This is a genomic window from Gemmatimonadales bacterium (genome assembly GCA_019637315.1).
Lineage (GTDB): Bacteria > Gemmatimonadota > Gemmatimonadetes > Gemmatimonadales > GWC2-71-9 > SHZU01.
In genome coordinates this window covers 1-24,205 of record JAHBVU010000012.1, presented here as the reverse complement: position 1 = coordinate 24,205, position 24,205 = coordinate 1, and the positions used below count along the sequence as shown (strand labels likewise).

At 65.4% G+C, this 24,205-nt stretch carries 28 protein-coding genes; 27 read left to right on the top strand and 1 reads right to left on the bottom strand.

Going from position 1 to position 24,205, the window contains the following annotated elements; all coding sequences use genetic code 11:
• The first annotated feature begins 2 nt into the window (after positions 1 to 2).
• The 18 genes from pseB (at position 3) to flaF (ending at position 15,886) form a co-directional block, all read left to right on the top strand.
• Positions 3 to 983, top strand: a complete 981-nt coding sequence (gene pseB, locus KF785_12020) for a UDP-N-acetylglucosamine 4,6-dehydratase (inverting) (GenBank protein MBX3147484.1) — start codon at positions 3 to 5, stop codon at positions 981 to 983.
• Entirely contained in the window at positions 983 to 2,149 is a 1,167-nt protein-coding gene (pseC, locus tag KF785_12015; protein MBX3147483.1) for a UDP-4-amino-4,6-dideoxy-N-acetyl-beta-L-altrosamine transaminase, read from the top strand. Before pseB ends, pseC begins: the two co-directional genes overlap by 1 nt.
• On the top strand, positions 2,146 to 3,078 hold the full coding sequence (locus KF785_12010; protein MBX3147482.1) for a hypothetical protein: 933 nt from the start codon (positions 2,146 to 2,148) through the stop codon (positions 3,076 to 3,078). Before pseC ends, KF785_12010 begins: the two co-directional genes overlap by 4 nt.
• Positions 3,065 to 3,529 (top strand): GNAT family N-acetyltransferase, encoded by a 465-nt coding sequence (locus KF785_12005; protein MBX3147481.1) that lies wholly within the window; start codon positions 3,065 to 3,067, stop codon positions 3,527 to 3,529. Before KF785_12010 ends, KF785_12005 begins: the two co-directional genes overlap by 14 nt.
• On the top strand, positions 3,526 to 4,593 hold the full coding sequence (pseI, locus tag KF785_12000; GenBank protein ID MBX3147480.1) for a pseudaminic acid synthase: 1,068 nt from the start codon (positions 3,526 to 3,528) through the stop codon (positions 4,591 to 4,593). Before KF785_12005 ends, pseI begins: the two co-directional genes overlap by 4 nt.
• Positions 4,590 to 5,336 (top strand): glycosyltransferase family protein, encoded by a 747-nt coding sequence (locus KF785_11995; protein ID MBX3147479.1) that lies wholly within the window; start codon positions 4,590 to 4,592, stop codon positions 5,334 to 5,336. Before pseI ends, KF785_11995 begins: the two co-directional genes overlap by 4 nt.
• Positions 5,333 to 6,001: a methyltransferase domain-containing protein gene (locus KF785_11990; GenBank protein ID MBX3147478.1), complete on the top strand. Its 669-nt coding sequence runs from the start codon at positions 5,333 to 5,335 to the stop codon at positions 5,999 to 6,001. The genes KF785_11995 and KF785_11990 overlap by 4 nt, the downstream gene beginning before the upstream one ends.
• Positions 5,998 to 6,990, top strand: a complete 993-nt coding sequence (locus KF785_11985; GenBank protein ID MBX3147477.1) for a Gfo/Idh/MocA family oxidoreductase — start codon at positions 5,998 to 6,000, stop codon at positions 6,988 to 6,990. Before KF785_11990 ends, KF785_11985 begins: the two co-directional genes overlap by 4 nt.
• Positions 6,971 to 8,074: a hypothetical protein gene (locus KF785_11980; GenBank protein MBX3147476.1), complete on the top strand. Its 1,104-nt coding sequence runs from the start codon at positions 6,971 to 6,973 to the stop codon at positions 8,072 to 8,074. The genes KF785_11985 and KF785_11980 overlap by 20 nt, the downstream gene beginning before the upstream one ends.
• Positions 8,071 to 9,345, top strand: a complete 1,275-nt coding sequence (locus KF785_11975) for a DegT/DnrJ/EryC1/StrS family aminotransferase (protein ID MBX3147475.1) — start codon at positions 8,071 to 8,073, stop codon at positions 9,343 to 9,345. Before KF785_11980 ends, KF785_11975 begins: the two co-directional genes overlap by 4 nt.
• The gene (locus KF785_11970) at positions 9,342 to 9,935 is read left to right on the top strand and encodes a class I SAM-dependent methyltransferase (protein ID MBX3147474.1); all 594 of its coding nucleotides are present in this window, start codon (positions 9,342 to 9,344) and stop codon (positions 9,933 to 9,935) included. The genes KF785_11975 and KF785_11970 overlap by 4 nt, the downstream gene beginning before the upstream one ends.
• A complete protein-coding gene (locus tag KF785_11965; protein MBX3147473.1) occupies positions 9,932 to 10,885 on the top strand; it encodes a GNAT family N-acetyltransferase in 954 nt (317 codons plus the stop codon). The genes KF785_11970 and KF785_11965 overlap by 4 nt, the downstream gene beginning before the upstream one ends.
• Positions 10,882 to 11,658 (top strand): glycosyltransferase family protein, encoded by a 777-nt coding sequence (locus KF785_11960; GenBank protein MBX3147472.1) that lies wholly within the window; start codon positions 10,882 to 10,884, stop codon positions 11,656 to 11,658. The genes KF785_11965 and KF785_11960 overlap by 4 nt, the downstream gene beginning before the upstream one ends.
• Positions 11,655 to 13,496 carry a tetratricopeptide repeat protein gene (locus tag KF785_11955; GenBank protein ID MBX3147471.1) on the top strand — a complete coding sequence of 614 codons (1,842 nt, stop codon included), beginning with the start codon at positions 11,655 to 11,657 and terminating at the stop codon, positions 13,494 to 13,496. The genes KF785_11960 and KF785_11955 overlap by 4 nt, the downstream gene beginning before the upstream one ends.
• A gap of 133 nt (positions 13,497 to 13,629) precedes the next feature.
• The gene (locus tag KF785_11950; GenBank protein ID MBX3147470.1) at positions 13,630 to 14,445 is read left to right on the top strand and encodes a hypothetical protein; all 816 of its coding nucleotides are present in this window, start codon (positions 13,630 to 13,632) and stop codon (positions 14,443 to 14,445) included.
• A 68-nt stretch (positions 14,446 to 14,513) separates the two neighbouring features.
• A complete protein-coding gene (locus KF785_11945) occupies positions 14,514 to 15,113 on the top strand; it encodes a hypothetical protein (protein ID MBX3147469.1) in 600 nt (199 codons plus the stop codon).
• A 7-nt stretch (positions 15,114 to 15,120) separates the two neighbouring features.
• Positions 15,121 to 15,516 (top strand): flagellar biosynthesis repressor FlbT, encoded by a 396-nt coding sequence (locus KF785_11940; GenBank protein ID MBX3147468.1) that lies wholly within the window; start codon positions 15,121 to 15,123, stop codon positions 15,514 to 15,516.
• Positions 15,500 to 15,886 (top strand): flagellar biosynthesis regulator FlaF, encoded by a 387-nt coding sequence (flaF, locus tag KF785_11935; protein MBX3147467.1) that lies wholly within the window; start codon positions 15,500 to 15,502, stop codon positions 15,884 to 15,886. Before KF785_11940 ends, flaF begins: the two co-directional genes overlap by 17 nt.
• A 94-nt stretch (positions 15,887 to 15,980) precedes the next feature.
• Here flaF and KF785_11930 read toward each other — a convergent pair whose 3' ends face one another.
• Positions 15,981 to 16,886, bottom strand: coding sequence for a hypothetical protein (locus KF785_11930; GenBank protein ID MBX3147466.1), 906 nt, complete (start codon positions 16,884 to 16,886; stop codon positions 15,981 to 15,983).
• 98 nt (positions 16,887 to 16,984) lie between these two features.
• On the opposite strand from KF785_11930, the gene KF785_11925 reads away from it, so the two are divergent.
• The 9 genes from KF785_11925 to KF785_11885 form a co-directional block, all read left to right on the top strand.
• Entirely contained in the window at positions 16,985 to 18,406 is a 1,422-nt protein-coding gene (locus KF785_11925) for a sigma-54-dependent Fis family transcriptional regulator (protein ID MBX3147465.1), read from the top strand.
• A gap of 217 nt (positions 18,407 to 18,623) precedes the next feature.
• Positions 18,624 to 18,926 (top strand): hypothetical protein, encoded by a 303-nt coding sequence (locus KF785_11920; GenBank protein ID MBX3147464.1) that lies wholly within the window; start codon positions 18,624 to 18,626, stop codon positions 18,924 to 18,926.
• A complete protein-coding gene (gene flgC, locus KF785_11915) occupies positions 18,919 to 19,344 on the top strand; it encodes a flagellar basal body rod protein FlgC (protein MBX3147463.1) in 426 nt (141 codons plus the stop codon). Before KF785_11920 ends, flgC begins: the two co-directional genes overlap by 8 nt.
• A gap of 20 nt (positions 19,345 to 19,364) precedes the next feature.
• On the top strand, positions 19,365 to 19,595 hold the full coding sequence (locus tag KF785_11910) for a hypothetical protein (protein MBX3147462.1): 231 nt from the start codon (positions 19,365 to 19,367) through the stop codon (positions 19,593 to 19,595).
• Between the two features lie 26 nt (positions 19,596 to 19,621).
• Positions 19,622 to 19,912 carry a flagellar hook-basal body complex protein FliE gene (fliE, locus tag KF785_11905; GenBank protein MBX3147461.1) on the top strand — a complete coding sequence of 97 codons (291 nt, stop codon included), beginning with the start codon at positions 19,622 to 19,624 and terminating at the stop codon, positions 19,910 to 19,912.
• Positions 19,912 to 21,396, top strand: a complete 1,485-nt coding sequence (gene fliF / locus KF785_11900; GenBank protein ID MBX3147460.1) for a flagellar M-ring protein FliF — start codon at positions 19,912 to 19,914, stop codon at positions 21,394 to 21,396. Before fliE ends, fliF begins: the two co-directional genes overlap by 1 nt.
• 22 nt (positions 21,397 to 21,418) lie before the next feature.
• Positions 21,419 to 22,459: a flagellar motor switch protein FliG gene (fliG, locus tag KF785_11895; GenBank protein MBX3147459.1), complete on the top strand. Its 1,041-nt coding sequence runs from the start codon at positions 21,419 to 21,421 to the stop codon at positions 22,457 to 22,459.
• Complete coding sequence (locus KF785_11890) at positions 22,446 to 23,072, top strand: hypothetical protein (GenBank protein MBX3147458.1); 627 nt, start codon at positions 22,446 to 22,448, stop codon at positions 23,070 to 23,072. The genes fliG and KF785_11890 overlap by 14 nt, the downstream gene beginning before the upstream one ends.
• Positions 23,050 to 24,205 (top strand): FliI/YscN family ATPase (locus tag KF785_11885; GenBank protein MBX3147457.1); only part of this gene is annotated, 1,156 nt, incomplete at its 3' end. The genes KF785_11890 and KF785_11885, both read left to right, overlap by 23 nt.

Below are 24,205 nucleotides of genomic sequence, written 5' to 3'. Positions count from 1 at the left end.
CCATGTTTCTCGAAGGTCAATCGATCCTCATTACGGGTGGTACTGGTTCGTTCGGACGCGCCTTCGTCAAGACGGTGCTCGAGCGGTACGAGCCGCGCCGCGTCATCGTCTACAGTCGCGACGAACTGAAGCAGTATGAGATGGCTGAGCAGATCCGCGACAAGCGGATTCGGTTCTTCCTGGGCGACGTTCGTGATCTTCCGCGGCTCCAGCGAGCCATGTCCGGCGTGCAGGTAGTAGTGCACGCGGCGGCGCTCAAGCAGGTCCCTGCTGCGGAGTACAATCCCTTCGAGTGCATCAAGACCAACGTGCTCGGCGGTCAGAATGTCATCGAGGCCGCGCTCAACACGGGCGTCGAGAAGGTGATTGCGCTTTCGACCGACAAAGCCGCGAACCCGGCAAACCTCTACGGCGCAACCAAGCTCTGCTCCGACAAGCTCTTTATCGCCGCCAACGCGTATGCAGCCGGTCGCGGACCGATGATGAGCGTGGTGCGGTACGGCAATGTGGTCGGGAGCCGCGGCTCGGTGGTGCCGTTCTTCCTCAAGGCACGCCGCAACGGTGTGCTGCCGATTACCGATCCGCGGATGACGCGATTCTGGATCACCCTCGAGCAAGGGGTTGCTTTCGTGCTCGACTCCCTGCGGCGGATGCATGGTGGTGAGCTCTTCGTGCCCAAGATCCCCTCGACCGACATCATGACGCTGGTCGAGGCGCTGGCGCCCCAGTGCCGGACCGAGGTGATCGGCATTCGGCCGGGTGAGAAGCTTCATGAGCTGATGATCAGCGAAGACGATGCCCGGCGCACCGTCGACATGGGGTCACACTACGTTCTCCAGCCGCAGCAGTCGTGGTGGGACGATGCCGTGACGAGTTCCGGAACCATCGTTCCGGAGGGGTTCGAGTATCGAAGCGACACCAATCCCGAGCGGCTCGGCGTCACCGAAGTGCGCGACTTGCTCGGATCCCTCGGGCTCGACTGATGAGCGGATTCCTTCCCTATGGCCGGCACCAGATCTCTGACGCGGACATTGCGGCCGTGACGGAGGCGTTGCGAGCGTCGCACATTACGCAGGGACCGCTGGTCGAGCGATTCGAGCAGGCCTTGGCGGAGTATACCGGTGCCGAGTATGCGGTTGCGTTCAACAGCGGAACAGCGGCGCTGCACGCAGCCTATGCAGCCGCCGAGATCGGCCCTGGCCGGAACGTTCTGACCAGCCCGATCACCTTTGTCGCAACTGCCAATGCCGCGCTCTATCTCGGTGGGCACGTGGCCTTTGCCGATGTCGATCCGGCAACCGGCCTGATCGATCCCGACTCGACCGACGATCGGGCCGAGCCGCAGACGGCGGCCGTCGTTCCCGTTCACTTTGGCGGCGAGGTGGCTCCAGTCGAGGCGCTGAGTGCCATTGGTCAGGCGCGAGGCTGGGTGGTGATCGAGGATGCTGCCCATGCCATTGGCGCAAGGTACCGCGCGACCGATGGGCAGGAGTATCGGGTTGGGGAGTGTGCTCACAGCCTGATGTGCTGCTTCAGCTTCCACCCGGTCAAGCAGATGACGACAGGGGAAGGAGGGGCCGTCACGACGAACGACCCAGCCCTGTATCGTCGCCTCAAGCGGTTCCGAACCCACGGCATCACGCGCGAACCAAGCGAGGTCGGTGCGGCGGAGGGGCCTTGGTACTATGAGCAGCACGAACTCGGCTTCAACTACCGCCTGACTGATTTTCAGAGCGCGTTGGGCATGTCGCAGCTGGCACGGCTGCCCGAGTGGATCGAGCGTCGGCGGGCGGTCGCGGCTTGGTATGAGAACCGGCTGGCTGGTATCGACGATGTCACGCCCCTCAGGCGGCCTGCGGGGTCGATCGGTGCGCATCATCTGTTCGTGGTCCGGGTTCCGCCGGATCGTCGGCGCCGGGTGTACGAAGAGCTGGTACGCCAGGGAGTCGGCGCCAATGTGCACTATATCCCGGTCTATCACCAGCCCTTCTATCGACAGCGCGGGTTCAGCCGGATGGCGCTCCCGGGGGCCGAGTCGTACTACGGGTCTGCCCTGACGCTGCCACTCTTCCCGGCGATGACGGAAGCAGACGTCGATCGCGTCGTGACCGCCGTGGAGTCGGCGGTCCAGACCGAGGCCGCAGCGTGATGACTGCCGCCGATCGGACCCTGGTCCTCGTCACGGAAGCAACCGGCCGGTCAGGCGCGGGACATGCTATGCGACTGGGGACGCTTGCTGCGGCCTGGAAGCGGCGGGGAGGACGAGCCGTTGTGATCGGCGCCATCGAGCTCGATTTCGTGCAGGAGCGATATCGCGGCCTCGGTATCGAAGCCTCGGACGACGGCGCCGACCTTGCCTCCGATGTCGTCGTCGTGGACAGCTACGACGCCGCGACGCGGTTTGCCTGGTCGAAGCGGTCGGGGTACGGCTTGCGGGTTCTCGTCGACGACACGGCGGATGGCGACCTGCCTCGTGGATTCGACGTCGTTTGGAATCCGAACGCCTACGGATCGGCGTCCATGTACGTGAACAGCCCTGCCGTCGTGCTGGCGGGTGTTGACTACCTGGCGATTCGCGAAGGCCTGCCGAGGTGGGCGAGTGCCGGGCAAACCGAGATTCTCGTTACCCTCGGGGGAGGCGTGCCGAGTCAGGTGCTCGTGGAGTCGATGTATCGGCTCGACGCCTTGCTGGATAGCGAGGATTTCGTTGCCACGGGAGACTGGGCGCCGCCACGCTGGCGCAGAATATCCGCCGACCGTCTCTGGGCCGAAGTGCCGAATGCGCGGCAATTGCTGGTGGCGGCCGGCACAACGGTCTGGGAGGCAGCGGCGGTTGGCATTCCCGTCATCCTGCTCATGACAGCCGACAACCAGCGCCTGGTCTACCGGTGGGGGCGGGACGCAGCGATTCCGGGCATCAATACGCTGCTGGTCGATGCAGAGTTCCTGGCTCACCAGCTTCGGTCGCTGCTGGCAGTGCCCAGCCCGCTTCCGGCTGTGGCTGACGGCACCGATCGGGTGGTCGGCCGGTTGATCGAACTGTTGACGTCGAAGGGAGCGGTCCATGCGACTTCGTAGCGCGGAACGTGCCGATGCATATGCCTTGTGGCTCTGGGCCAATGACGCGGTAACGCGCGAGGCGTCCGGAGCGCGTCCGGTGATCGACTGGGCCGGTCACATCGACTGGTTCGATCGTCGCCTGGGGTCGCCATCGGCGCTGATCTACATCGGCGAGAACCCCAACGAGCAGCCGGTTGGCTCGATCCGGTTCGAAAGCCAGGACGGCTGGCGGACCTCGGTCCTGAGCTATGTGGTGGCACCCGAAGTGCGGGGCCGCGGCTACGGCCGGGCCCTGCTGGTCGAGGGTGCGGAGGCGGTGCGGGCCGTGCATCCCGGAGTTGTGCTAACGGCAGAAGTCACGACGACCAACACCCGGTCGACACGTTTGTTCGAGTTCCTTGGCTGGGAAGAGCTGACGCCGGTCGGGGGTCGTCGGCAGTTTGCCGATCGAAGGGTAGCAAGCGTATGACGATTCAGATCGGCAGCATCTCAGTCGGTGCCGGGCACCCGTGCTTCCTCGTCGCCGAGTTGTCGGGCAACCACAACGGCGATCTTGGCCGCGCGCTGGCAACGGTACATGCCGCCAAGCAGGCGGGTGCGCACGCTATCAAGCTCCAGACCTACACAGCTGACACGCTGACGATTCGTTCGACTCGCCCGGAGTTTGTCGTGCCAGGTACTGGCCCCTGGGCGGGGCGGACCCTCTACGATCTGTACCAGGAGGCGCATACACCGTGGGACTGGCATGAGCGCCTGTTCGAAGGGGCCAGGGCTATCGGCCTCGAGATCTTTTCGACCCCCTTTGACCGTACGGCCGTGGAACTGCTGCAACGGCTCGGCGCTCCAGCGTACAAGGTCGCGTCGTTCGAGCTGGTTGATGACGGGCTGCTCCGCGAGGTGGCTGCGACCGGGAAACCGGTTGTGCTTTCCACCGGGATGGCCACCCAGGCTGAGATTCGCCGCGCGGTCACGATTCTCCGTGACGCCGGCGTTCGCGACCTGATCAGCCTGCGCTGCACCAGCAGCTACCCTGCGCCAGACTCGGAGATGCATCTGACCACGCTCCCGGCGCTGGCAGAACTGACGGGCGGTCCGGTGGGATTGTCCGACCACAGCATGGGCATCGTCGCGTCGATCGTGGCGGTGGCTCAAGGCGCGGTGATGATCGAGAAGCATTTCACGCTGGACCGCGCTGCGGGCGGAGTGGACAGTCACTTCTCCCTCGAACCTGACGAGTTTCGCGCCCTTGCCGATGCGGTCGGTCGGGCCAGCGCGATGCTGGGTCGTCCGGCCTTCGGCGCTGGGGTCGCGGAGGAGGGGAGCGTCACCTTCCGGCGCTCGCTTTACGTCGTCGAGGACGTGCCGCAGGGAGCGCCGTTTACCGAGCAGAATGTGCGTTCGATCCGTCCCGGGCTCGGGCTGGCACCGCGCCATCGGGATGCGGTGCTCGGGCAGCGTGCCCGGTTCGACGTGGAGCGGGGGACGCCGTTGTCCTGGGAACTGGTCGATGGAGTGATGGAGGCGGCACGATGAAAACGGTGATCACGATCGAGGCACGGATGCGCTCGAGTCGCTTGCCAGGCAAAGTGCTCCGCCCCATTCTCGGGCAGCCGATGCTGGCCCTGATGGTCGAGCGTCTCCGCCGGGTGCGCCTGGCGGACGAGATCGTCGTTGCCACGACGGTCCATGAAGCGGACGAGCCGATTGTGGCGCTGGCCGAGGCACTCGGCGTGGGCTGCTATCGCGGCAGCGAAGAGGACGTGCTGTCCCGAGTGCTGGGCGCCGCAACGGAGGCCGGGGCCGAGTTGATCGTCGAAACGACGGCGGATTGCCCGTTGATCGACCCTGGCGTGATCGACCAGGTCATCCAGACGTTCGCTACGAATGATGTCGACTACTGCTCCAACGTCCTTTCGCCCACCTATCCCAGGGGAATGGACGTCCAGGTCTTTCCAACCGCGGTGCTGGCGGACGTTGCGGCGCAGACGGACGATCCCGATGATCGGGAGCACGTCTCGCTCTATATCTACCAGCATCCGGATCAGTACCGGCTGCTCAACGTGGCCAGTGGCCTCGACCCTTCCGCCGCGTCGCTTCGCCTGACGGTCGACACGTCCGAGGATTTCGAGTTGGCGACCCGGATCTATCAGGAGCTCTATCCGATCGATCGCCGGTTCGCGCTCCACGACATTCTGACGCTGCTGGCCCGGTATCCCGAGCTGCATACCATCAACAGTCATGTTCGGCAGAAGGCCGTTCGCGAGAGGATTGCATGAGCACGTCGACTGCGCAGTTGTCAACCTGGACTTCGAGGTTCGGGAAGGAATACACCGACCGCAACACCCTCTCCCTGGACGAGATGGATGCGGCGTTCGCCGAGCAATTCGGCGTCAGCAAATCGAGCATCTACCGCCGCTTCGTCGGGCCCGATCGGCTCCCCGGCGGCCGGGTCCTCGAGGTCGGCTGCAACATCGGCCTCCAGCTCCGTTTGCTGGAGAAGGCGAATGCCGGGCTCGAGCTGCACGGCCTCGAGCCGCAGAGCTACGCCATCGAGCGTGCCCGGGAACTGGCGCCGCATCGTCACTTTCATCAGGGCAATGCTTTTGCCCTGCCGTTTGCAGACGGGACCTACGATCTGGTGTTTACGCACGGGGTGCTGATTCACATTCACCCGAACGACCTCCCCCGTGCACTTACGGAGATCGTCCGGGTCAGCCGGCGCTATGTCTTGTGTCACGAGTACTACGCGCCTGAGACCGTCGAGATCCCGTACCACGGACAGAGCGGCCTGCTCTGGAAGACCGACTTTGCGCGTCGGTACCTCGAGGTTGCGCCGGGGCTTCGTGAGGTCGAGCGGCAGCTGTACCCGTACAGCGAGTCGACCGGTGGTCCTGGCCTGGTGGATCAGGTGGTGCTGTTCGACAAGGGCGCGGGCGCGTGAGTATGCGGGCGGCGGTGATCGGCTGCGGTTTTATCGGTGCCGGAACGAGTGTTCCGGGCGCCGGAGCGCAGTCGCATGCCGCTGCCTGGCGGGATGCGGGAGACGTCACGCTCGCTGCGCTGGTCGAGCCCGACGCGGCGCGGCTGGCATCGGCGGGAGCGCGCTGGGGGGTCGACGCTCTCTACCTGGACGTTGCATCGATGCTCGAGGCCACCCGTCCCGAGCTCGTGAGCGTAGCCTCGCCCGATCCGACGCACGCCGATGTGCTCGAGCAGGTTCTGGCTGCTCCCTCGGTTCGTGCTGTTCTTGCGGAAAAGCCGCTTGCGATGGACGTCGAGCGGGCCGAGCGTCTCGTTCGTATGGCGGACGAGCGCGACATCATTCTGGCCGTCAACTACAGCCGTCGATATGCCCCAAGCTACCGGCGGTTGGCGTCATGGCTGGAATCCGCTCCGATCGGCACGATTCACCGGGTGGATGGCATCTACGTTCGCGGCATCAAGCACAACGGAACGCATTGGCTGGACCTGGCTCGCTGGCTGGCGGGCGAGATCACGGAGGTGCGAGGTCATGGCGCCGTCGAACCGGGCGCAACTGATGCCACCATCGACGCCGAGCTTCGCTTTGCTTCGGGCGCGATCGGTTCGCTGCATGGATTACGCGAGGTCGACTACTCGCTCTTTGAGCTGGATCTGCTTGGCTCGGCCGGTCGGGTACGCGTGACGGGGTCGGGGGGGCGCTTCGAAGCGTGGACCTCGTCGCCAAGCCGCCTGTTTCCTGGCTTCTTCGATCTGGTGCCGATCGACTGCCCGGCCGGCGATCTCACGGATCTGCTGGGTCACGCGGTTCGCGATCTGTTGACGGCCTTGAGGACCGGACGTCCGCCGGCGGGCACGGCGGCTGCGGCCGTGGCCGCCTTGCAGTTGGCCGCGGAGGCGATGGCAGGTGCGCAAGCTGAGGAGGGGCGCCATGCGACTATCGGTCGGTAGCATTCTTGGCGACGCCGGCGGTGCGGAGGCAGTCGTGCCCGTGCTCAAACTGCTCGAGCAGCGGAAGACGCTGGCCGGCACCTGGGCCGCTGGTCCTGCGCAGCAGGTCCTGAGCCGAGAAGGCGTGCCGTATCGCCCGCTCTCGGAGATGACGCCGGGTGTTATGATCGACCTGGCGCATCCAACGGTGCTCTTGACCGGGACCTCCTGGGCCGAGCAGCCGCCCGAACTCGAGTACATCGAGGCGGCCAGCCGGGCCGGCGTGCCGGTGCTCTCGGTGGTCGACTTCTGGTCGAACTACGCAGCCCGCTTTCTGGGCAGCGACGGCCGCCTGATACTGCCGGATCGGATTGCCGTGCCGGATGACGTTGCGGTTGCCGAAGCCGTGGCGGAGGGACTTCCGGCCGAGCGGCTCATGGCCACGGGCAATCCCCACTACGAGGTGTTGCTGAGGCACGGGCAGGGGTTCGATCGCGACGCGAGGATGGCCTTTCGTGAGCAGGTGGGCGTACCCCGGAAGGCGACGCTCGTCCTGTTTGCGTCGCAGCCGATCCGGGCCTTGTACGGCAGCCGGCTCGGCTATGACGAGGATCAGGTCGTCTCACTGGTGCGGGACGGGGTCGACAGCGTCGCGGATTGGCTGGGTCATGGGATCACTCTGGCGGTTCGCAGTCACCCGCGGCAGGAGGGCGGGGCCCGACTGCCGGAAGGGACGCCCAAGGTTTCGGTGCGTCGCGCGGATCAGGGCGAGCCGCTCTCATGGATACTGGCTGCGGATCTGGTGGTGGGGATGAGCAGTGCGCTGCTGCTCCAGGCCGGGCTGCTTGGCCTCCGGGTCGTCAGCGTGCAGCCCGGCCTCGTCGGGATCGACAATGTGCCGAGCAATCGGATGGGCTTGAGCGAGAGCGTGGTCGATGTCGCGGGAGTCGGACCGGCGTTGTATCGGGTGCTGGCGCGACCGGCGCATCTGGGGTCGGCTCGTGAGGTCCAGCGGCTGCGCCTGCACTCGAGTGGTGCCGCGATGCGCCTGCTGAATCTCGTTGTTGACATGGGAGCTCGTGATCTTTCCGAGGTGCATGCATGAAGCTGGCTATTCAGGGTGGCACTCCGATCCGGACGGCCCCCTTTCCGACCTACAACTCCATCGGGGCCGAGGAGCGGCGTGCCGTGCTCGAGGTACTCGACAGCGGCGTGCTCTCGCAGTTCGTGGGTGTCTGGGGCCCCGACTTCTTCGGTGGACCGCGAGTACAGGCGCTGGAATCGGCCTGGGCCCATCATTTCGGGGTGGGCCATGCCGTCTCGGTCAACTCGGCCACGTCCGGGCTTTACGCGGCGGTTGGCGCGGCCGGGGTGGGGCCTGGGGACGAGGTCATCGTCACTCCATATACGATGAGTGCCTCGGCTGCCGCGGCCATCGTCTATGGCGCGGTACCGGTCTTTGCGGACATCGACCCCGAGACCTTCTGCCTCGACCCCGAGGCGGTCCGCCGTCTCCTGACCGATCGGACCCGCGCTGTTATCGGTGTCGATCTCTTCGGCCATCCGGCAGCATGGAACGAGTTGCGGACGGTCACGGCAGGTCGGGAGATCGTCCTGATCGAAGACACTGCGCAGGCACCGGGAGCCCGGCTGGGCAATCGCTGGGCGGGAACCCTGGCTGATATGGGCGTTTTCAGCCTCAATTATCACAAGACAATCCACAGCGGTGAGGGCGGCGTTGTTGTCACCGACGATTCGCGTCTGGCCGAACGGCTGCAGTTGATTCGCAACCATGGGGAGGCCGTCGTCAAAGCCAAGGGGCATGACGACCTGGTCAACATGGTTGGTTTCAACTATCGGATGACCGAGATCGAAGCGGCCATTGCTCTCGAACAGCTTCGCAAGCTCGAGGGCCTGGTCCAGCCTCGGATCGACGCTGCGGACTACCTGACGGCGCAGCTGCGAGGCCTGACCGGGCTGACTCCCCCGACCGTGCGCGAGGGTGTGCGGCACGGGTACTACGTCTACGCCATCAAGTACGACGCAGAGGCCACCGGACTGAGCCGCGGCCGCTTTGCCGAGGCCGTTCGGGCGGAAGGGGTGCCGATTCATGTCGGGTACGTCGAACCGCTCTACCGCCAGCCGATGTACCGCCAGGGTATCGCGCTGGGTCGCGACGGTTTTCCGTTTCGGCAGCAGGGCAGGGCACCCGCCCGCTATCCCGACGGGCTCTGCCCCGTGGCGGAGCGGATGCACGAGCAGGAACTGCTCTATCTCACGGTCTGCCATGCTGGCGTGAGCCGAGCCGACCTCGATGATGTTGTGCTGGCGTTCGAGAAGGTCCTCCGTCACGCCGGCGTACTCGAGGTCGTATGAACACAGTTGCCGACCTGACCGCGCACTACGGCGCGCTCTTCCGCGAGCACGGCGATGCGCCACTCGCCACGCAGATGAGCGCGGAAGGTCAGCGCTTTCGCTTCCTCAAGCTGCTCGAGATTGCCGATCTCGACGGAACCGATGTTCTCGACGTTGGCTGCGGTCTGGCCGACTTGTACCCCTATCTCCGCTCCCGGTATCCGCGGAGTCGTTATACCGGGGTCGATGTCGTGCCCGACATGGTCGAATGCGCCGCCGCCAAATACCCGGACGCACGGTTCCAGGTTGCGGACCTTCTCAGTGGCAGCCGCGTAGGGCGGTTCGACTACGTACTGCTCTCAGCGATCTTCAACAACGCCGTTCCGGACCCGACCGCCTTTCTGCAGGCGCTGGTCGAGCGATCCTGGGATCACGCGGAGCGTGGACTCGGATTCAACTTCCTCTCGTCGCACCACAACTTCACGGATCCGGTCATGGCCTATCATGATCCGGCTCGCGTGCTCGACTTCTGCATCCGACGGCTCTCACGCCGGGTTCGCATCGAGCACCACTACGAGCGCTGCGACGTGGCGGTCTTCGTCTACCGATGACGACGACTCTCGTCTCCACCGACCGGACGTCCTGGAACCGGTATGTCGCGGGCTCGCCGCAAGGGTCGGTTTTCTCCCGGGCCGAGCTGCTCGACGCCCTGGATCTGACCTGGGAGGTTCGATCGTCCGGCGGCGGCGACGCTCCCGAGGCAGCCGCCCTGGTGCTGCGCGACGCTGGCGTTGTGGTACGTGCCCCGGTGCCGTTCTGTCTCTATCAGGGCATCCTCCTGCCGTCCCGTCCGGACGAGGCCTCGCACCGGCGGGTTCGGCGTGAGCTCGAGGCCGTGAGCGCCCTGCTCGACGGGCTGTCGGGAGAGGCGCGCCTTTCCTGGTGCCTTCACCCGTCGTTGACGGATATCCGAGCGCTGAGCTGGTTTCACTATCACGAACCAGAGCTGGGCCAGTTCCGGGTCGAGGTTCGTTACACGGGTATCATTGCGCTCGACCCGGTGGCCGGGCTCGATGGCGTGCTGGCCGGATCTCGCACGGTCAGACGCCAGGAGTACCGCAAGGCGTCGGCTCGGTTCCGGGTCGAGGTGTCGAACGATCTCGACCTGCTCGACGGCCTGCATCGGCGCACCTTCGATCGACAGGGCATTGTGCGCAGTGATCGGGAGGGACGGTTGCTGCGTTCAATCGCTGCGGCCGCGCTGGAGCATGGTTTCGGCGAACTGCTGGTGGCCTATGACCACGATAGTACGGCGGCCGGGGCCGTGCTCTACCTCTTCGATGAGACATCGGCTTACTACCTCGTCGCGGCGAACCATCCGGATTTCCGGTCGACCGGAGTCTCCACATTGCTGTTTCTGAGCGGCGCCGAACGTGCCATGGCGCGCGGTCTCACTTCGCTCGATGCCGTTGGGCTCAACTCGCCTTCGCGCGGTGACTTCAAGACCAGTTTCGGCGCCGTCCCGACTCCGTACTACGTGGCAACCTGGGAGAGACCATGACGGTCGTGGCGATCATTCAGGCCAGGATGACGTCGTCGCGACTTCCGGGCAAAGTGTTGATGGACCTGGCCGGCAGACCGATGCTCGACCGTGTGGTTCGGCGTGCGCAGGCGGCACGGCGGGTCGACGCCGTCTGGGTGGCATGCACGACCGGGCGGGCCGACGATCCGATAGCCCGGTGGTGTGAGACCAACGGGGTTTCGGTCTTTCGCGGTTCGGAGTCCGATGTGCTGGGCCGGTTTGTTGCCGCGGCCGAGGCGGCCAAGGCTGCGATAATCGTTCGGCTGACGGCGGACTGTCCCCTGCTCGACCCTGCGGTCATCGATGCCACGATTGCGGCGCTCGACGGAGCCGGCGGTTCCTGCGACTACGCCGCCAATGTCCTCGAACGGAGCTATCCCCGCGGCCTGGATACCGAAGTCTTTACCCGCGATGCGCTCGATCGGATGGATCGGATCGGTACCTCGGCAGCTGCGCGGGAGCACGTCACGATCCCGGCACGGCTCGAGGCCCCTGAGGCGTTCCGAGTGCGGAGCGTCCGGGCTGAGGTTGATGCGAGTGATCTGAGGTGGACGGTCGATACGGCGGATGATCTGGCGTTCGTCCGGCGAGTCTATCAGGCGCTCGAGCTGGGAGAACGGATCGGGTCGTACCAGGAGATCGTGGCCTGGTGCCGAGCCGATGAATTACAGATGCGGCGGGATGGGGCTGGACACACTTGGGATCCGAGCCGCATGGTGGCGGCGTCGATCGTGGAAAGGACAGAATCGTGAGCACTGTAGAGCAGGTGGACCCGGCCCTGGCGCGGCTGGCCGAGGAGTACCACGCCGCGTTGAGTCGCAATCCGGACGATCCTGGCGCGCTGCACGGGCTGGGCCGATTGATGGGACAGCTCGGCCAGCACGACCTCGAGTTGGCGCTGATTGGCCAGGCGACCGCCCGCGCACCGGGTGAGGCCGGCTACCATGAAGATCTGGGGCTCGCCCTGCTCGACGCGGGACAACGGAGTGATGCGCAGGAGGCGTTCGAAGAAGCCCTGCGCCTCGATCCGAACCGGGCCGAAGCATCGGCCGCGCTTGCCGACATCGTGCTCGACAACGGTGAGACAGCGCGGGCCCGCTCGCTGCTCAGTCTCGGCCTGCCGGCACGCTGGGCTCCGAGGGCGCTCGGACGGATTGCTCTGGCGGACGGACGCTGGTCCGAGGCGGTAACGCAGCTGTTGATTCACTTGGGCCAGTATCCGGTCGATGCACCGGCACTCTTCTATCTGGGCGTCGGATTGCAATCGCAGGAAATGTTCGACGCCGCGGCCATCGCCTATACCCAGGCGGTCTCGGTCGATTCAGACTTCTTCGAAGCGCATGCCAACCTGGGAACCGTCTTGACCGCGCTGGGTCAGTACCAGCACGCCCTGGCTGCTGCCGACCGGGCAGTGAGCCTCGCGCCGAGTCGTCCAGGCGCCTATCTCAACCGGGCCAACGCGCGGCGCGAGCTGGGCGACCTGTCCGGTGCCGAGGAGGATCTCAGGCGCGCGGTGGAACTCGATCCTGGCTATGCCGAGGCGTGGTCGACTCTGGGCAACCTGCTGCATGACGGCGGGCGGCTGGCCGAAGGGCTGACTGCGCACAATCGTGCTATCGCGGCGGCTCCGACCCTGGCTCAGGCGCGGTGGAACCGGTCGTTCACGTTGCTGGCCTCCGGCGCTCTCGGTGCAGGCTGGGATGAGTACGAGTGGCGTCACCAGACGACCGCAGCGCGGCCGGAACCGCGTGCCTTGCCCTGGCCGTCGTGGCAGGGAGAATCGCTTGCCGGGGCGCGAATCTTCGTCTGGCGGGAGCAGGGTATCGGCGATGAACTCCTCTTTCTGACCTGTCTGCCGGACCTGGTCCAGGCAGGTGCGCAGGTCACGGTGGCAGTCAGCGAGCGGCTGGTGTCGCTGACCGCCAGGGCGTTCCCTGGGGTACGTGTGGTGGCCGATGACCTGGCAGCACCGCCGGCAGGCGACTTCGACTGGCAGGTTGGCCTGGCGAGTCTGCCGCGCTGGGTGCGGCGGACCCGCCGGGCGTTTCCGGCATCCGGGGCGTTTTTGCGCCCGGATCCGGCTCTGGTCGAGACTTGGCGTGCGCGCCTGGCATCGTTGGGCGAGGGGCGGCGGGTCGGACTGTGCTGGCGGAGTGGCCTGGTGACCCCGGACCGCCAGAAGCAGTACGCTCCGCTGGTGGCGTTCCGGTCGCTGCTCGAAACCCCAGGCATTAGCTGGGTCAACCTGCAGTATGACGACTGCGAAGCGGAGTTGGAGGCGATCGAGAAGCAGTGGGGCCGCCGGATCCACCGCTGGAACGATGCTGACCTCCGGAACGACCTGGAGTCGGTTGTGGGACTGCTGGCGAATCTCGATGCCGTGGTAACGGCGCCGACGGCGGTCAGCTCGCTGGCCGGGGCCCTGGGTTGCCCGACCTGGCAGGTGGACAGCGGCAGCGACTGGACCGTGTTCGGGGAGGCTCGATCACCCTGGTTCCCGTCGATCCGGGTTGCTGCGCTCCGACCGGGAGAGGCCGATCATGGCCGGATCATGGCCGAGATCCGGGCCGGGCTCCTGGGGCAGGGCTAAAGGTTTTGAGGGGGGGTGCCGAAACCTAAGGACGTACCGATCGAAGGCCGACCGCCAGTAGGCGGTGCCGATGTCGGTCGCAGGGGGCGAGGAGAAGCCTCGCCCCGAATCCCTAGGATAGGAGCGGGTCCCCATGGCTGACGTGTCACTTACCTCTGGCATTCGTGCCAACCTTCTGACCCTCCAGAACACCGCCTCGCTGATCGGCACCACCCAGCAGCGGCTGGCCTCTGGCCTCAAGGTCAACAACCCGATCGACGACGCCACCGCGTACTTCGCGGCGCAGAACGCTCGGGGCCGCGCCAATGACCTTGGCGCCCGGAAGAACGAGATTGGCGAGGCGATCCAGACGATTAAGGCTGCTTCGGCGGGCATCGAGACGATCTCGAAGCTGGTCGAGACCGCCAAGGGTCTCGCCGAGTCGGCGCGTTCGGCCACCACGGCCGGCCGGTCGACCCTGGCTGCGCAGTTCAACGAAGTCCTGAAGCAGATCGACCAGGCGGCGATCGACGCCAAGTACAAGGGCACCAACCTGTTGGCCGCGTCGAGCGAGCTCGTCGTCAAGACCAACGAGGACGGCAGCTCGAAGATCTCGATCAACGGCTTCGACGCGTCGTCGACCGTCGGTCTCGAGGTTTCGGCGATTGCCGACAGCACCTGGACGGCGGACGCGGCCCTCGATGCAGCGGTGAGCCAGCTCAACGCAGCGCAGTCGACCCTGCGGACCAATTCGGCGACCCTCGGTGCGGTGTCGAGCCAGCTGACGATCCGCGACAACTTCCTGGACCAGATGCGCAACGTCCTCCGGGAAGGTGCCGACAAGCTGACGGTTGCGGACCAGAACGAAGAAGGCGCCAACCTGCTGTCGCTGCAGACGCGCCAGCAGCTCGGTGTGATCTCCTTGAGCCTGGCGAACCAGAGCCAGCAGGCGATCCTCCGGCTCTTCTAAGGGCAGGTGGGGTTCAGGTGGGGAGACCCCTCCCCACCTGAGTCTCCCACAGATGTGAGGTGATTGTCATGGTAACGGACCAGGTGCGCACGACCTTCGCATCGACCACTCCCGGTCGATGGGAAGGTATTGCGCCGTCGCCGGTCAAGACCGGACGACAGGGTGGTGATAGGTCCGCTGCGGAGGCCGCCACGGCGCAGCTTGGCGTCAGCCACGCACGGAGCGGCTCGTGGACGGAAGCGGCGCGCGTCAGGCATCTCGACCAGAAGCTCGGTCGGGTGGCAGGTGACGCCGAAACGCTGCGCTTCAACCTGGAGCAGGTCAAGCTGTATCCGCCCTATCCGGTCAACGAGTCGCGCCGTGCGGAAGCGATCCGTCAGTTCAACGGTGTCGCATCGGAAGTGGCTCGACTGGAAGCGCTGCAGTCGAGTGGGGTACTGCAGCCGCTCGCACCGAATGCCTCGACCGAACAGGCTGAGCAGGCCGTGGCGGAGCTTGGTGCGCTCGTGAGCACGATCGGCGCAGCGCGGGCAGCGCTGGCCGCCGATGCCGCATCACCGGCGGACCCGATCGCCGTGGCAACCAGTCGCGCCGCCGGGGGCGAGCTGGCGCAGATCGATGCCGGCCTGAGCGCATCTGGCGCCGGTTTTCTTCGTCGCTTTCCCTGAGGCCCTCATGCCACTGCGTGTATCTCTCAAAGCCGGGGAGCGGTTGATCGTCGGCAATGCTGTCGTGCGGAATGGTGACTCCCGGTGCGCGCTCATCATTGAGAATGATGTGCCGATACTTCGGGGCAAGGAAGTGCTCTCGATCGACGAGGCGACGAGTCCTTGCCGCCGGATCTACTTTGCGATCCAGCTGCTCTACGTCGACCGCGAGCACGAAGCCGATCACCAGAAGCTCTATTGGCAGCTCGTGCGGGAAGTCCTGGAAGCATCACCCAGCATGGCGCCGCTCCTGACCGAGATGAGCGATCGGATCGGCGCCGGGCAGTACTATCAAGCGCTCAAGCTGGGGCGCAAACTGATCGCCTACGAAGAGGAACTCATCAGTCATGTCGCGCATCGCTGACGCCTACGCCACAGTCGAAAAGGTTTCCACGAGCGGCCGCCAGCTCGAAGCCTCGGCGCTGTTCCGTGCCGCGCGGGCACTCCAGGCAGTCCAAGACCAGTGGGAGGCTCCCGACCGAGAGCGTCGTCTCGACGAGGCCCTGAAGCTGAATCAGCGGCTTTGGACCTTCTTTCAGACCGAGCTGGCGTCGGATGACAATCCGCTGCCGCGCGACCTCAAGGTGCAGCTGCTCAATTTGATCGAGTTCATCGACAAGCGAACCTTCGATGTGATGGCGTTCCCGACGGCGGCCAAGCTCCGGGTCCTGATCGACATCAACCGGAATGTTGCGGCCGGTCTTTCCGCTGCGCCGACCGGGGTGGCGGCCTGAACAGACGCCGCGACGCCCGACCAGAACGAGAACGCCGCCCTGATTCGGGGCGGCGTCGTCGTTTACCGTGGCGATGGCTGCGGTGGTGCGGGGTCTACCGCAAGTAGTCGGTCAGGCTCAGGTTGATCAGGCGGCTGGTGGCGGCGTAGGACGCCTGCAGGGTCGTCTGCAACGAGAGAATCGAGGCAATCGACTCCTCGAGCGGAATCTTCTGGATGGACGACTGGACGTTCACCAGGTCGTTCTTCACGACGGTGTTTCTGGCCAGCGTGGCGGCAACGTAGTTCCCGGTCGTTGCCGTCTCGGTGCGGGAGACCTGGAGCGCCTGGCTGGCGTCGAACACCGCTGCCACGCGGGTGTCGACCTGAGCCTCGGTTTGGCCGTTGGCCGGGTCGATGGCGTCGCGGAGTTCGCGGAGCGCCAGGAGTGCCGGGGCCAGGTACTCGTCACCCGTGTGGTTCGGCGCAATCTGAACGCCTTGAGCGATCTCGACCTTCCGTTTGCTGGAATCACCCTGGTAATCGCCCAGGGTGGCTCCGGGGGTTGCGTCGAACGGAGGAGTCAGGGACTGGCCCCCGGCCAGGATGTACTCGTTGCCGATTCGGGTGTTCCCGAGTGATACGGCGGTGGCAAGAAGCCGGTCGATGTGCTCGACGGCTGCCTGTCGCTGGGTGGTCTGGTCGGCCGTGTACGGCGGGTTACCCCGGGTAAAGCTGAGGGCGAAATCGCGACCCTCGCGGAGCAACTCGTCGACCTGCTTGAGAACGGCTTCCTCAGCGCCGAGGCGGAGTTGAGCATTCGTCGCGTTCTTGGTGTACTGGTCGATGGCGGTGGTGTCCCGCCTGGCCAGGAGCAGCCGGGCAGTTCCCATGGGGTCCTGTTCGACCCGGTCGAAGCGCTTCCCGGTCGCCACCTGATGTTGTAACTCGGCGATCCGTGCCAAGTTACCCTGCAGGTCGCGGAGCATCTGATCGCGTTGCCCCAGGCTGGTAATCCTCACGTACTTCGCTCCTCGCCGATGGACCCGCCTCGGGCGGACTAACTATATTCGATTATCGGCCCGAACGCTGCAAACCTTGAGCCACACCACGGAGGGGCATGGCAACCATCCTGTGCGTCGATGACGAGCCGTCGGTTGGCGTCGTTCTCGAGGCGGCGCTGACGAAACTTGGTCATACGCCGATCCTGGCAAACAGCGTCGACGAAGCGATGAAGGCCGTTGGTCGGCAGCAGTTCGAGCTGATCATCTCGGACTATCGGATGCCCAGCGCCACGGGTCTCGACCTGCTGTCGCAACTGGAAAAGGAGGGACACGGGATCCCGGTCATCATCATGACCGGATACTCCTCGGTGGAGCATGCGGTCATGTCGCTCCGAAGCGGCGCGATCGACTACCTCACCAAGCCCGTGCGTCAGGAAACACTCCGAATCGCCGTGACCCAGGCGCTCGAGGTGATTCGCCTCCGGAAAGAGAACGAGACGTTCCGCCAGGAATTGTCGGGCCTTCGCGGGCGTCGGCAGATTCTGGGCGACGGGCAGGCAATCCGGCGGGTGCTCGAGGTGGTAGGTACGGTGGCGCCGACTCGCGCGACGGTGCTGATTCAGGGTGAGTCGGGAACCGGTAAGGAGTTGGTTGCCCGCGCCATTCACGAGCAGAGTCAACGTCGCGATCGACCGTTCATCACGATCAATTGTGCCGCCATGCCAGAGGGATTGGTGGAGAGCGCCATCTTCGGGCATGAGAAGGGGGCCTTTACCGGGGCCACGGCGCGCACTCAGGGGGCCTTCGAGCGAGCGCATGGTGGCACGCTGCTGCTCGACGAAATTTCCGAGATGCGGCTCGACCTCCAGGCCAAGTTGCTTCGGGTCATTCAGGAGCAGGAGTTCGAGCGGGTCGGCGGTCATCAATCGATCCGAGTCGATGTCCGGCTCATTGCCACCACGAACCGGGACCTTCGTACCGAGGCCGAAGCCGGGAAGTTCAGGCAGGACCTTTATTACCGGCTCAACGTCGTCCCCATCCATATGCCCCCGCTCAGAGATCGGCTCGAAGACATTCCGGTGCTGATCAATCACTTTGTCAAGCGGGCGGCGCAGCAGCTGGGTGTCGAAGTCAGCGGCGTCGCTCCCGAGGCGATTGCGGTGCTGCAGCAGCGCGGCTGGCCAGGCAACATCCGCGAACTATCCAACGCGGTCGAACGCGCCGTGATCCTGTCCCGGGGCGGCATGCTCAAGGCCGACGCATTCATCGATGACGCGGTCAGTTCGCCGTCGCGCACACCGCTGCCTCGAACGGTCCCCGTCGCTCCGGCACCGTTGGCCAGTTCCGACGGCAGGCCGACTGTCGCAATGCCGGCGATGCCCGACAGCCTGGATCTGGAGGAGCTCGAAGCTGCCACGATTCAGCGGGCCCTGGTAGCGACCGGCGGCAATCGGACTCGGGCTGCCAAGCTGCTCGGCATCAGCGAGCGGACCCTCCGCAACAAGCTCAACACCCCCAAGCAGACCATACCTCGCTAAACGGACCCGGCGGCATTTGCTGCCGGTCGAAACTTCCCGCCAGGCCCCAGCGCGCAGGCGACAGGCGTTGGGGTGCAAGTTTTTGCATCGACCATAAGTTGTTGACGTGGAATGGCTTGTAGCGTTGACCCCTACCTGACACCCGGCTCGACGGCCTCGGTATGCGGCTTGCCCGGAGGAGTGCCGGCAGGATTCCGTCGACAGCGAGGGCCGAACGATGATCCGAGGACTTTTCGACAACTCGTCACTCACCGCGCAGCTGCGTGGGGGGCTTGAGGAAGCGAGCGCAACCCAGCGCGGTATCGGGCGGCGCGTGGCCGAAGCGCTCCAGGCCAGCACGACGACTGCCTTTACCGATGCGTCACAGGCTGCGATGGCCAAAGCGGCGCAGACCGAAGCCGACATCCAGCGGGAGATGGTGTCGCTTGCCGACACCCAGATCCGGTACGAGGCCGACGCGCAGTTGCTGCGCGAGGCATATCAGCGGCTGCGGTCCGCGATCGGCGGCGGACGTGGATAGGTTCTCTGATTTTTCCGTTACGCCGCGCCCGGTGCGGCAGTTCATGCGCTCGCTGGCGACCAGCGCGCAGGGCATGGCTACGCAGCAGAAGTTTCTCGACATCATTGCCGAGAACATCAGCAACGCCGAAACCACCCGGACGGCCGAGGGCGGCGCCTACAAGCGACAGGTCGCTGTTGCGAGTCGCGACCCGCGCAGTGGCGAGATCACCCTCCGGGTGGTCGAAGACAACCGCGAAGGCCGTGTGGTTCATGATCCGGCTCATCCCGACGCGGATGAGAACGGCAACGTCTTCTATCCCAACGTGGACATGAACGCAGAAATGGTCGACCTCATGCTGGCACGGCGCCTCCATGAAGCCAACCTCTCGGCGTTTCAGACGGCGAAGCAGATGCTCCGCCGAGCCATCGATATCTGACATCCCCTACGGATCTACTCATGCGCATTGATGGTCTTGGTTATCAGCCGGAACTGATCTCGCGGACTCCGGTCCAGCGGCCGCAGACCCCGAGTCCGATCGATACGGCCGCTCGGGTGCTGTCGAACGAAGAGCGGAATTATTTCGCCGAGCTGGAGTTGATGGGCCCGGTGACCTACGGTCGTGGCGCCCGGACGGAATCGGCAACCCCGCCTGCCGCGCTCGGTCAGCGCATCGACCTTCGGGCCTGATCATGACGGCGCCGATCGGACCACGCGTGATCAGCCCCATCGAGCGGGCCGGGGGTGGCTTTCCGCTCGATGGCGGGATTCCGCTCAACGACAACGGGCCCTCGTTCAGTGACCTCTTTTCTCGCGCCCTCAACGATACGTCGGCGCTCGAGAATGATGCCAAAGATGTGATCAATGCGTTCCTGCGCGGCGAGCCGGTCGAGCTGCACCAGGTCATGGCGGCCAGCGAAGAAGCGGCCATCTCACTCGAACTTCTGGTCGAAGTACGCAACAAGCTGTCTGAGGCGTACCGCACCATTATGAACATGCAGGTCTAATGGCCAACGATCTGGTACATCAAGTCAGCAACGCTGTGCAGCGGATGCCCGGTCCCAGCCGAATGCTGTTGCTCGGTGGCCTGACCGTCGTCCTTGCCGCGGTGATCGGGGTCGGGATCTGGGCCTCGGAACCGGCCTGGGTGCCCTTGTACTCTGGCGTTGGGCTCGGCGAAGCGGCTCAGATGACGGAGGCGCTCGACAAGGCCGGCATTCGCAACAAGCTGACTGCCTCGGGCTCGGAAGTGATGGTGTCGAAGGAGGATTACGCGCGCGCCCGAGTGCTGCTCGCCAAATCCGATCTTCCCCTCGGCGGTCGTCCGGGCTTCAAGTTGCTCGATCAGCAGAATATCTGGGGCACCACCGACTTCATTCAGCGAGTGACCTACCAGCGTGCGCTGGAAGGGGAACTGGCGCAGAGTATCGGCAGTACGACCGGTGTCGAGCGCGCGGACGTCCATCTCACGATTCCGGAACCCACCGCACTGCGTCGCACCGACCGACCGGCCAAGGCGGCTGTTCGGCTCCGCATGCGTCCGGGAATGATGCTGGCTCCGGGTGCCGTACAGGGGATCATCGCGACGGTGAGTAACAGCGTCGACCGGCTCTCGCCCGAGAACGTGGTCGTGACCGATGAGTCGGGTCGCCTTCTTTCCGGAGCTGCCGAAGAACTGTCTGCCGGCGGGATTGGCGCCGGTAAGCGGATCGAGATGCGGCAGGCCCTCGAAACCTACTTAGGGGGCAAGGCCGAGCGACTGCTCGAGACCGTGGCCGGGTTGGGTCGCCCGAGGATCCAGGTGGGCGCCGACCTCAATTTCGACCAGGTCGAGCGGACCATCGAGTCGTTCGATCCGGACGGCCAGGTCCTCGCAGCCGAAGGACGGAGCGAAACCGAGCCGACGGCCGACGGGGGCGGTGCGCAGACCATCGTCAACAACACCTACCAGAACTCGCGCCGCATGGAACGGATTCTGACGGCCGGTGGCGGGTTGACTCGCCTCACGGTGTCGGTGCTGGTCGATGAGCGTGCCATGAACGGTGATACCGTGTCGCGCGCTCCGATCGCGGAGCGGCTCGGCAACGTCGAAGCGCTGGTGAAGAACGCGGTCGGGTTTGACAGTGCGCGGGGCGATCGCATCACCGTCCGAGCCGTGCCTTTCGAGGTGGCGGTCGTGCCGGCGGAGATTCCGTCGCCGCCCCGCGATGTGATTGGCCTGCTCGAGCGCTTCAGTCGTCCGGCCATTGGTCTGATTGCGATCATTGTGCTCCTGGTGGTTGCGTTGCGGACTCTCAAGGCGTTGCAGCCAATCCGGGCAGCAGGAGCGCCGCGCGGTGCGGAGCTGCCCGTCGCTCAAGCGGCTGTTCCTCCGCTCGGTCCGACGCCAGAAGCCGTGCTGCTCAAGAACCGAGTGGTTGAGGAAACGAACAACCGTCCCGAGCTGATGGCGCAGGTGGTGCGGGCGTGGATGACGGAAGGGAAGACCTGATGCGCGGCTCTGAGGTGACGCGATGAGTACCGCCCTTGCCCAGCGGCGCGACGCGCCGACGCTCGGGGCGACCGGCGTGCGCAAGGCCGCAGTGCTCTGCCTGACCCTGGGGAAGGATGCGGCCGCGGACATTCTCCGGCAGCTTACGCCCCTGGAGGTAGAGGAACTGACGCGGGAAATCGCCCTGACGGCCTCGGTTGACCCGACGGAAGTCGAACATGTCCTCGGGGAGTTCCGAGGTGTGTTTCAGGCGGCCGATGCGGCCGCCCAGGGCGGGCTCATCGTCGCCCAGGAACTGCTCGAGAAGGCGATCGGTCCGCAGCGAGCCAAGACGATCCTCGACAAGATCCAGGAGCAGATCACCGACACCGGGCTCAAGCGTCTGCGCAAGGTCGCGCCCGAGTTGCTGCTGAGCGTGCTGCGCGGGGAGCACCCGCAGACCATCGCGCTGATCCTGGCGCATCTCGATGCGCGGCAGTCGGTCAACGTCATCAGCACGATGGAATCCGACCTCGCGGCCGACGTGCTCTACCGCATTGCCCGGATGGACAAGATTGCTCCGGAAATCCTGGCCCTGGTCGAGACCGGTCTTGCCAACAAGACCGACCTGAGCCTCAACCAGGAGATGACGACCTCGGGCGGCCCTTCGGCCGTCGCCAAGGTCCTCAATCTGACCGGCAGCACGCTGGAGAAGGTGTTGCTGGAGGGCATCGGTTCGCGCAACTCCGAGATGGCGTCCCAGATCAAGAACCTGATGTTCGTATTCGAGGATCTGCGCCTCCTGGATGGCCGCGCCATGCAGCGGCTGCTCCGCGAAATCGACGGGAAGGAACTTGCGCTGGCGCTCAAGGCGGCAAGCGACGAGCTCAAAGAACACATCTTCGCGAACATGTCGGAACGCGCGGCCGCCGCGCTCAAGGAGGAGCTGGAGTACCTCGGCCCGGTCAAGGTCCGGGACGTGGAAGGCGCGCATACCAGGATCATCGAGGTGATGCGGTCGCTCGAGGATCAGGGCGAGATCATGATCAGTGGTCGTGGTGGAGACGACGATGTCATCCTCTGATCCGGTTGCTCGAGTCTGGGCGGTTGCTGCTGCCGAGCCGAGTCCGGTCGAGTGGGGCCTGCCCGAGCTGGGCTCGGAGCTCCGCAGTGGGGTCGATCGCGAGTCCGAAGATCTGACCGTCGACCCCGTGGCGGAAGGGCGCGCTCGGGGATTCGACGAGGGGTTTGCTGCCGGGCTGGCCCATGCTCGTGCCGAGCTGGCCCCAGGTCGTGAAACGCTGAACCGTCTGCTCACCGAGCTGGCGCGTGAGATCAATGCCGCGACCCAGCGTGCTGAGCACAACGGTGTCGCGATTGCCCTGGCTGCGGCCCGCTGGTTGTTGCAGCGCGAGGTCGCGGCCGACCCTTCGGTGGTCGAGCCGATGATCCGGCGTGCGGTCGCGCTGCTGCCGGCAGGATCGCCGGTGGAGATTCACGCCAACCCGACCGACATCGAACAGCTGGGCACTACCCTCGACTTCACCGAGCCCGATGGCCGAGCATTGCCGGTTCATTGGGTGGCGGATGCTGCGCTCGAACGAGGCAGCTTTCACTTGATCAGCCCGGAGCGAATCATCGACGGCCGGGCCGATACCGCCCTGCGGGCGCTCTATGAACGCATCATTGGCGACTGATTTCGGCCACCTGCTGGCCCAGACCCCGCGGTTCGCCGTCCACGGACGGGTGACTCGGGTCATCGGGCAGATCGTCGAAGGCACCTCGATCGAGGTTGCCGTCGGCGAGGTGTGTCGCATCCTGATCGGTGCCAATGCCGGCGTCCTTGCGCAGGTGGTTGGGTTTCACGATCGCGGCGTGATGCTGATGCCCCTCGGCGATCTCGACGGCATCCACCCGGGCGATGAAGTCGTACCGCTGGGCCGTTCGCTCTACGCCGAGGTCGGGGACGGACTGATCGGTCGCGTGCTCAATGGTCTCGGTCGGCCGATCGACTCGGACCGCCCGATTGGTCTGACGACACGGTACCCGCTCAACGCCGATCCTCCTCATCCGCTCGAACGAGGCCGGATCACGACGCCGCTCGCAACCGGTGTGCGTGCCATCGACGGCTTCCTGACCGTGGGCCGGGGTCAGCGTATCGGCATCATGGCCGGCAGCGGCGTCGGGAAGAGCGTCACGCTGGGCATGATTGCCAGGCAGACCTCGGCCGATGTGAACGTGATTGCTCTGCTGGGCGAACGCGGCCGGGAGGTCCGGGAGTTCATCGAGCGTGACCTCGGGCCCGATGGGCTCAAGCGAAGCGTCGTCGTGGTCGCCACGAGTGACCAGGCGGCCGTGGTGCGTGCCACTGGCGCGCTGGTCGCAACGGCCGTCGCTGAATACTTCCGCGACCAGGGCAAAGACGTCCTCCTCATGATGGACTCGGTGACCCGGGTGGCGATGGCGTGGCGCGAGGTTGGCCTGTCGATTGGTGAGCCGCCCGCGACCAAGGGATATCCACCCTCGGTGTTCGCTGCGCTGCCGCGCCTGCTCGAACGCGCCGGCACCGGCAAGCACGGTTCGATCACCGGTCTCTATACCGTACTGGTCGAAGGCGATGACTTCAACGAACCGGTGGCCGACTCGGCCCGATCGATTCTGGACGGGCATATCGTCCTGTCGCGGAAGCTGGCTCAGCAGAAGCACTTTCCGGCCATTGACGTGCTCGACAGTGTCAGTCGCGTGCGCGACCAGGTGACGCCGCGGGAGGATCTCGATGCGGCCAACGCCCTGATGGCGCTCGAGGCGACCTACCGCACACAAGAAGACC

What these genes read in the sequence shown, in the direction of transcription:
- pseB (MBX3147484.1), top strand. Translation starts at nt 3, where the DNA reads ATGTTTCTCGAAGGTCAATCGATCCTCATTACGGGTGGTACTGGTTCG.
- pseC (MBX3147483.1), top strand. Translation starts at nt 983, where the DNA reads ATGAGCGGATTCCTTCCCTATGGCCGGCACCAGATCTCTGACGCGGAC.
- KF785_12005 (MBX3147481.1), top strand. Translation starts at nt 3,065, where the DNA reads ATGCGACTTCGTAGCGCGGAACGTGCCGATGCATATGCCTTGTGGCTC.
- pseI (MBX3147480.1), top strand. Translation starts at nt 3,526, where the DNA reads ATGACGATTCAGATCGGCAGCATCTCAGTCGGTGCCGGGCACCCGTGC.
- KF785_11995 (MBX3147479.1), top strand. Translation starts at nt 4,590, where the DNA reads ATGAAAACGGTGATCACGATCGAGGCACGGATGCGCTCGAGTCGCTTG.
- KF785_11990 (MBX3147478.1), top strand. Translation starts at nt 5,333, where the DNA reads ATGAGCACGTCGACTGCGCAGTTGTCAACCTGGACTTCGAGGTTCGGG.
- KF785_11980 (MBX3147476.1), top strand. Translation starts at nt 6,971, where the DNA reads ATGCGACTATCGGTCGGTAGCATTCTTGGCGACGCCGGCGGTGCGGAG.
- KF785_11975 (MBX3147475.1), top strand. Translation starts at nt 8,071, where the DNA reads ATGAAGCTGGCTATTCAGGGTGGCACTCCGATCCGGACGGCCCCCTTT.
- KF785_11970 (MBX3147474.1), top strand. Translation starts at nt 9,342, where the DNA reads ATGAACACAGTTGCCGACCTGACCGCGCACTACGGCGCGCTCTTCCGC.
- KF785_11965 (MBX3147473.1), top strand. Translation starts at nt 9,932, where the DNA reads ATGACGACGACTCTCGTCTCCACCGACCGGACGTCCTGGAACCGGTAT.
- KF785_11960 (MBX3147472.1), top strand. Translation starts at nt 10,882, where the DNA reads ATGACGGTCGTGGCGATCATTCAGGCCAGGATGACGTCGTCGCGACTT.
- KF785_11950 (MBX3147470.1), top strand. Translation starts at nt 13,630, where the DNA reads ATGGCTGACGTGTCACTTACCTCTGGCATTCGTGCCAACCTTCTGACC.
- KF785_11945 (MBX3147469.1), top strand. Translation starts at nt 14,514, where the DNA reads ATGGTAACGGACCAGGTGCGCACGACCTTCGCATCGACCACTCCCGGT.
- KF785_11940 (MBX3147468.1), top strand. Translation starts at nt 15,121, where the DNA reads ATGCCACTGCGTGTATCTCTCAAAGCCGGGGAGCGGTTGATCGTCGGC.
- flaF (MBX3147467.1), top strand. Translation starts at nt 15,500, where the DNA reads ATGTCGCGCATCGCTGACGCCTACGCCACAGTCGAAAAGGTTTCCACG.
- KF785_11925 (MBX3147465.1), top strand. Translation starts at nt 16,985, where the DNA reads ATGGCAACCATCCTGTGCGTCGATGACGAGCCGTCGGTTGGCGTCGTT.
- KF785_11920 (MBX3147464.1), top strand. Translation starts at nt 18,624, where the DNA reads ATGATCCGAGGACTTTTCGACAACTCGTCACTCACCGCGCAGCTGCGT.
- KF785_11910 (MBX3147462.1), top strand. Translation starts at nt 19,365, where the DNA reads ATGCGCATTGATGGTCTTGGTTATCAGCCGGAACTGATCTCGCGGACT.
- fliF (MBX3147460.1), top strand. Translation starts at nt 19,912, where the DNA reads ATGGCCAACGATCTGGTACATCAAGTCAGCAACGCTGTGCAGCGGATG.
- fliG (MBX3147459.1), top strand. Translation starts at nt 21,419, where the DNA reads ATGAGTACCGCCCTTGCCCAGCGGCGCGACGCGCCGACGCTCGGGGCG.
- KF785_11890 (MBX3147458.1), top strand. Translation starts at nt 22,446, where the DNA reads ATGTCATCCTCTGATCCGGTTGCTCGAGTCTGGGCGGTTGCTGCTGCC.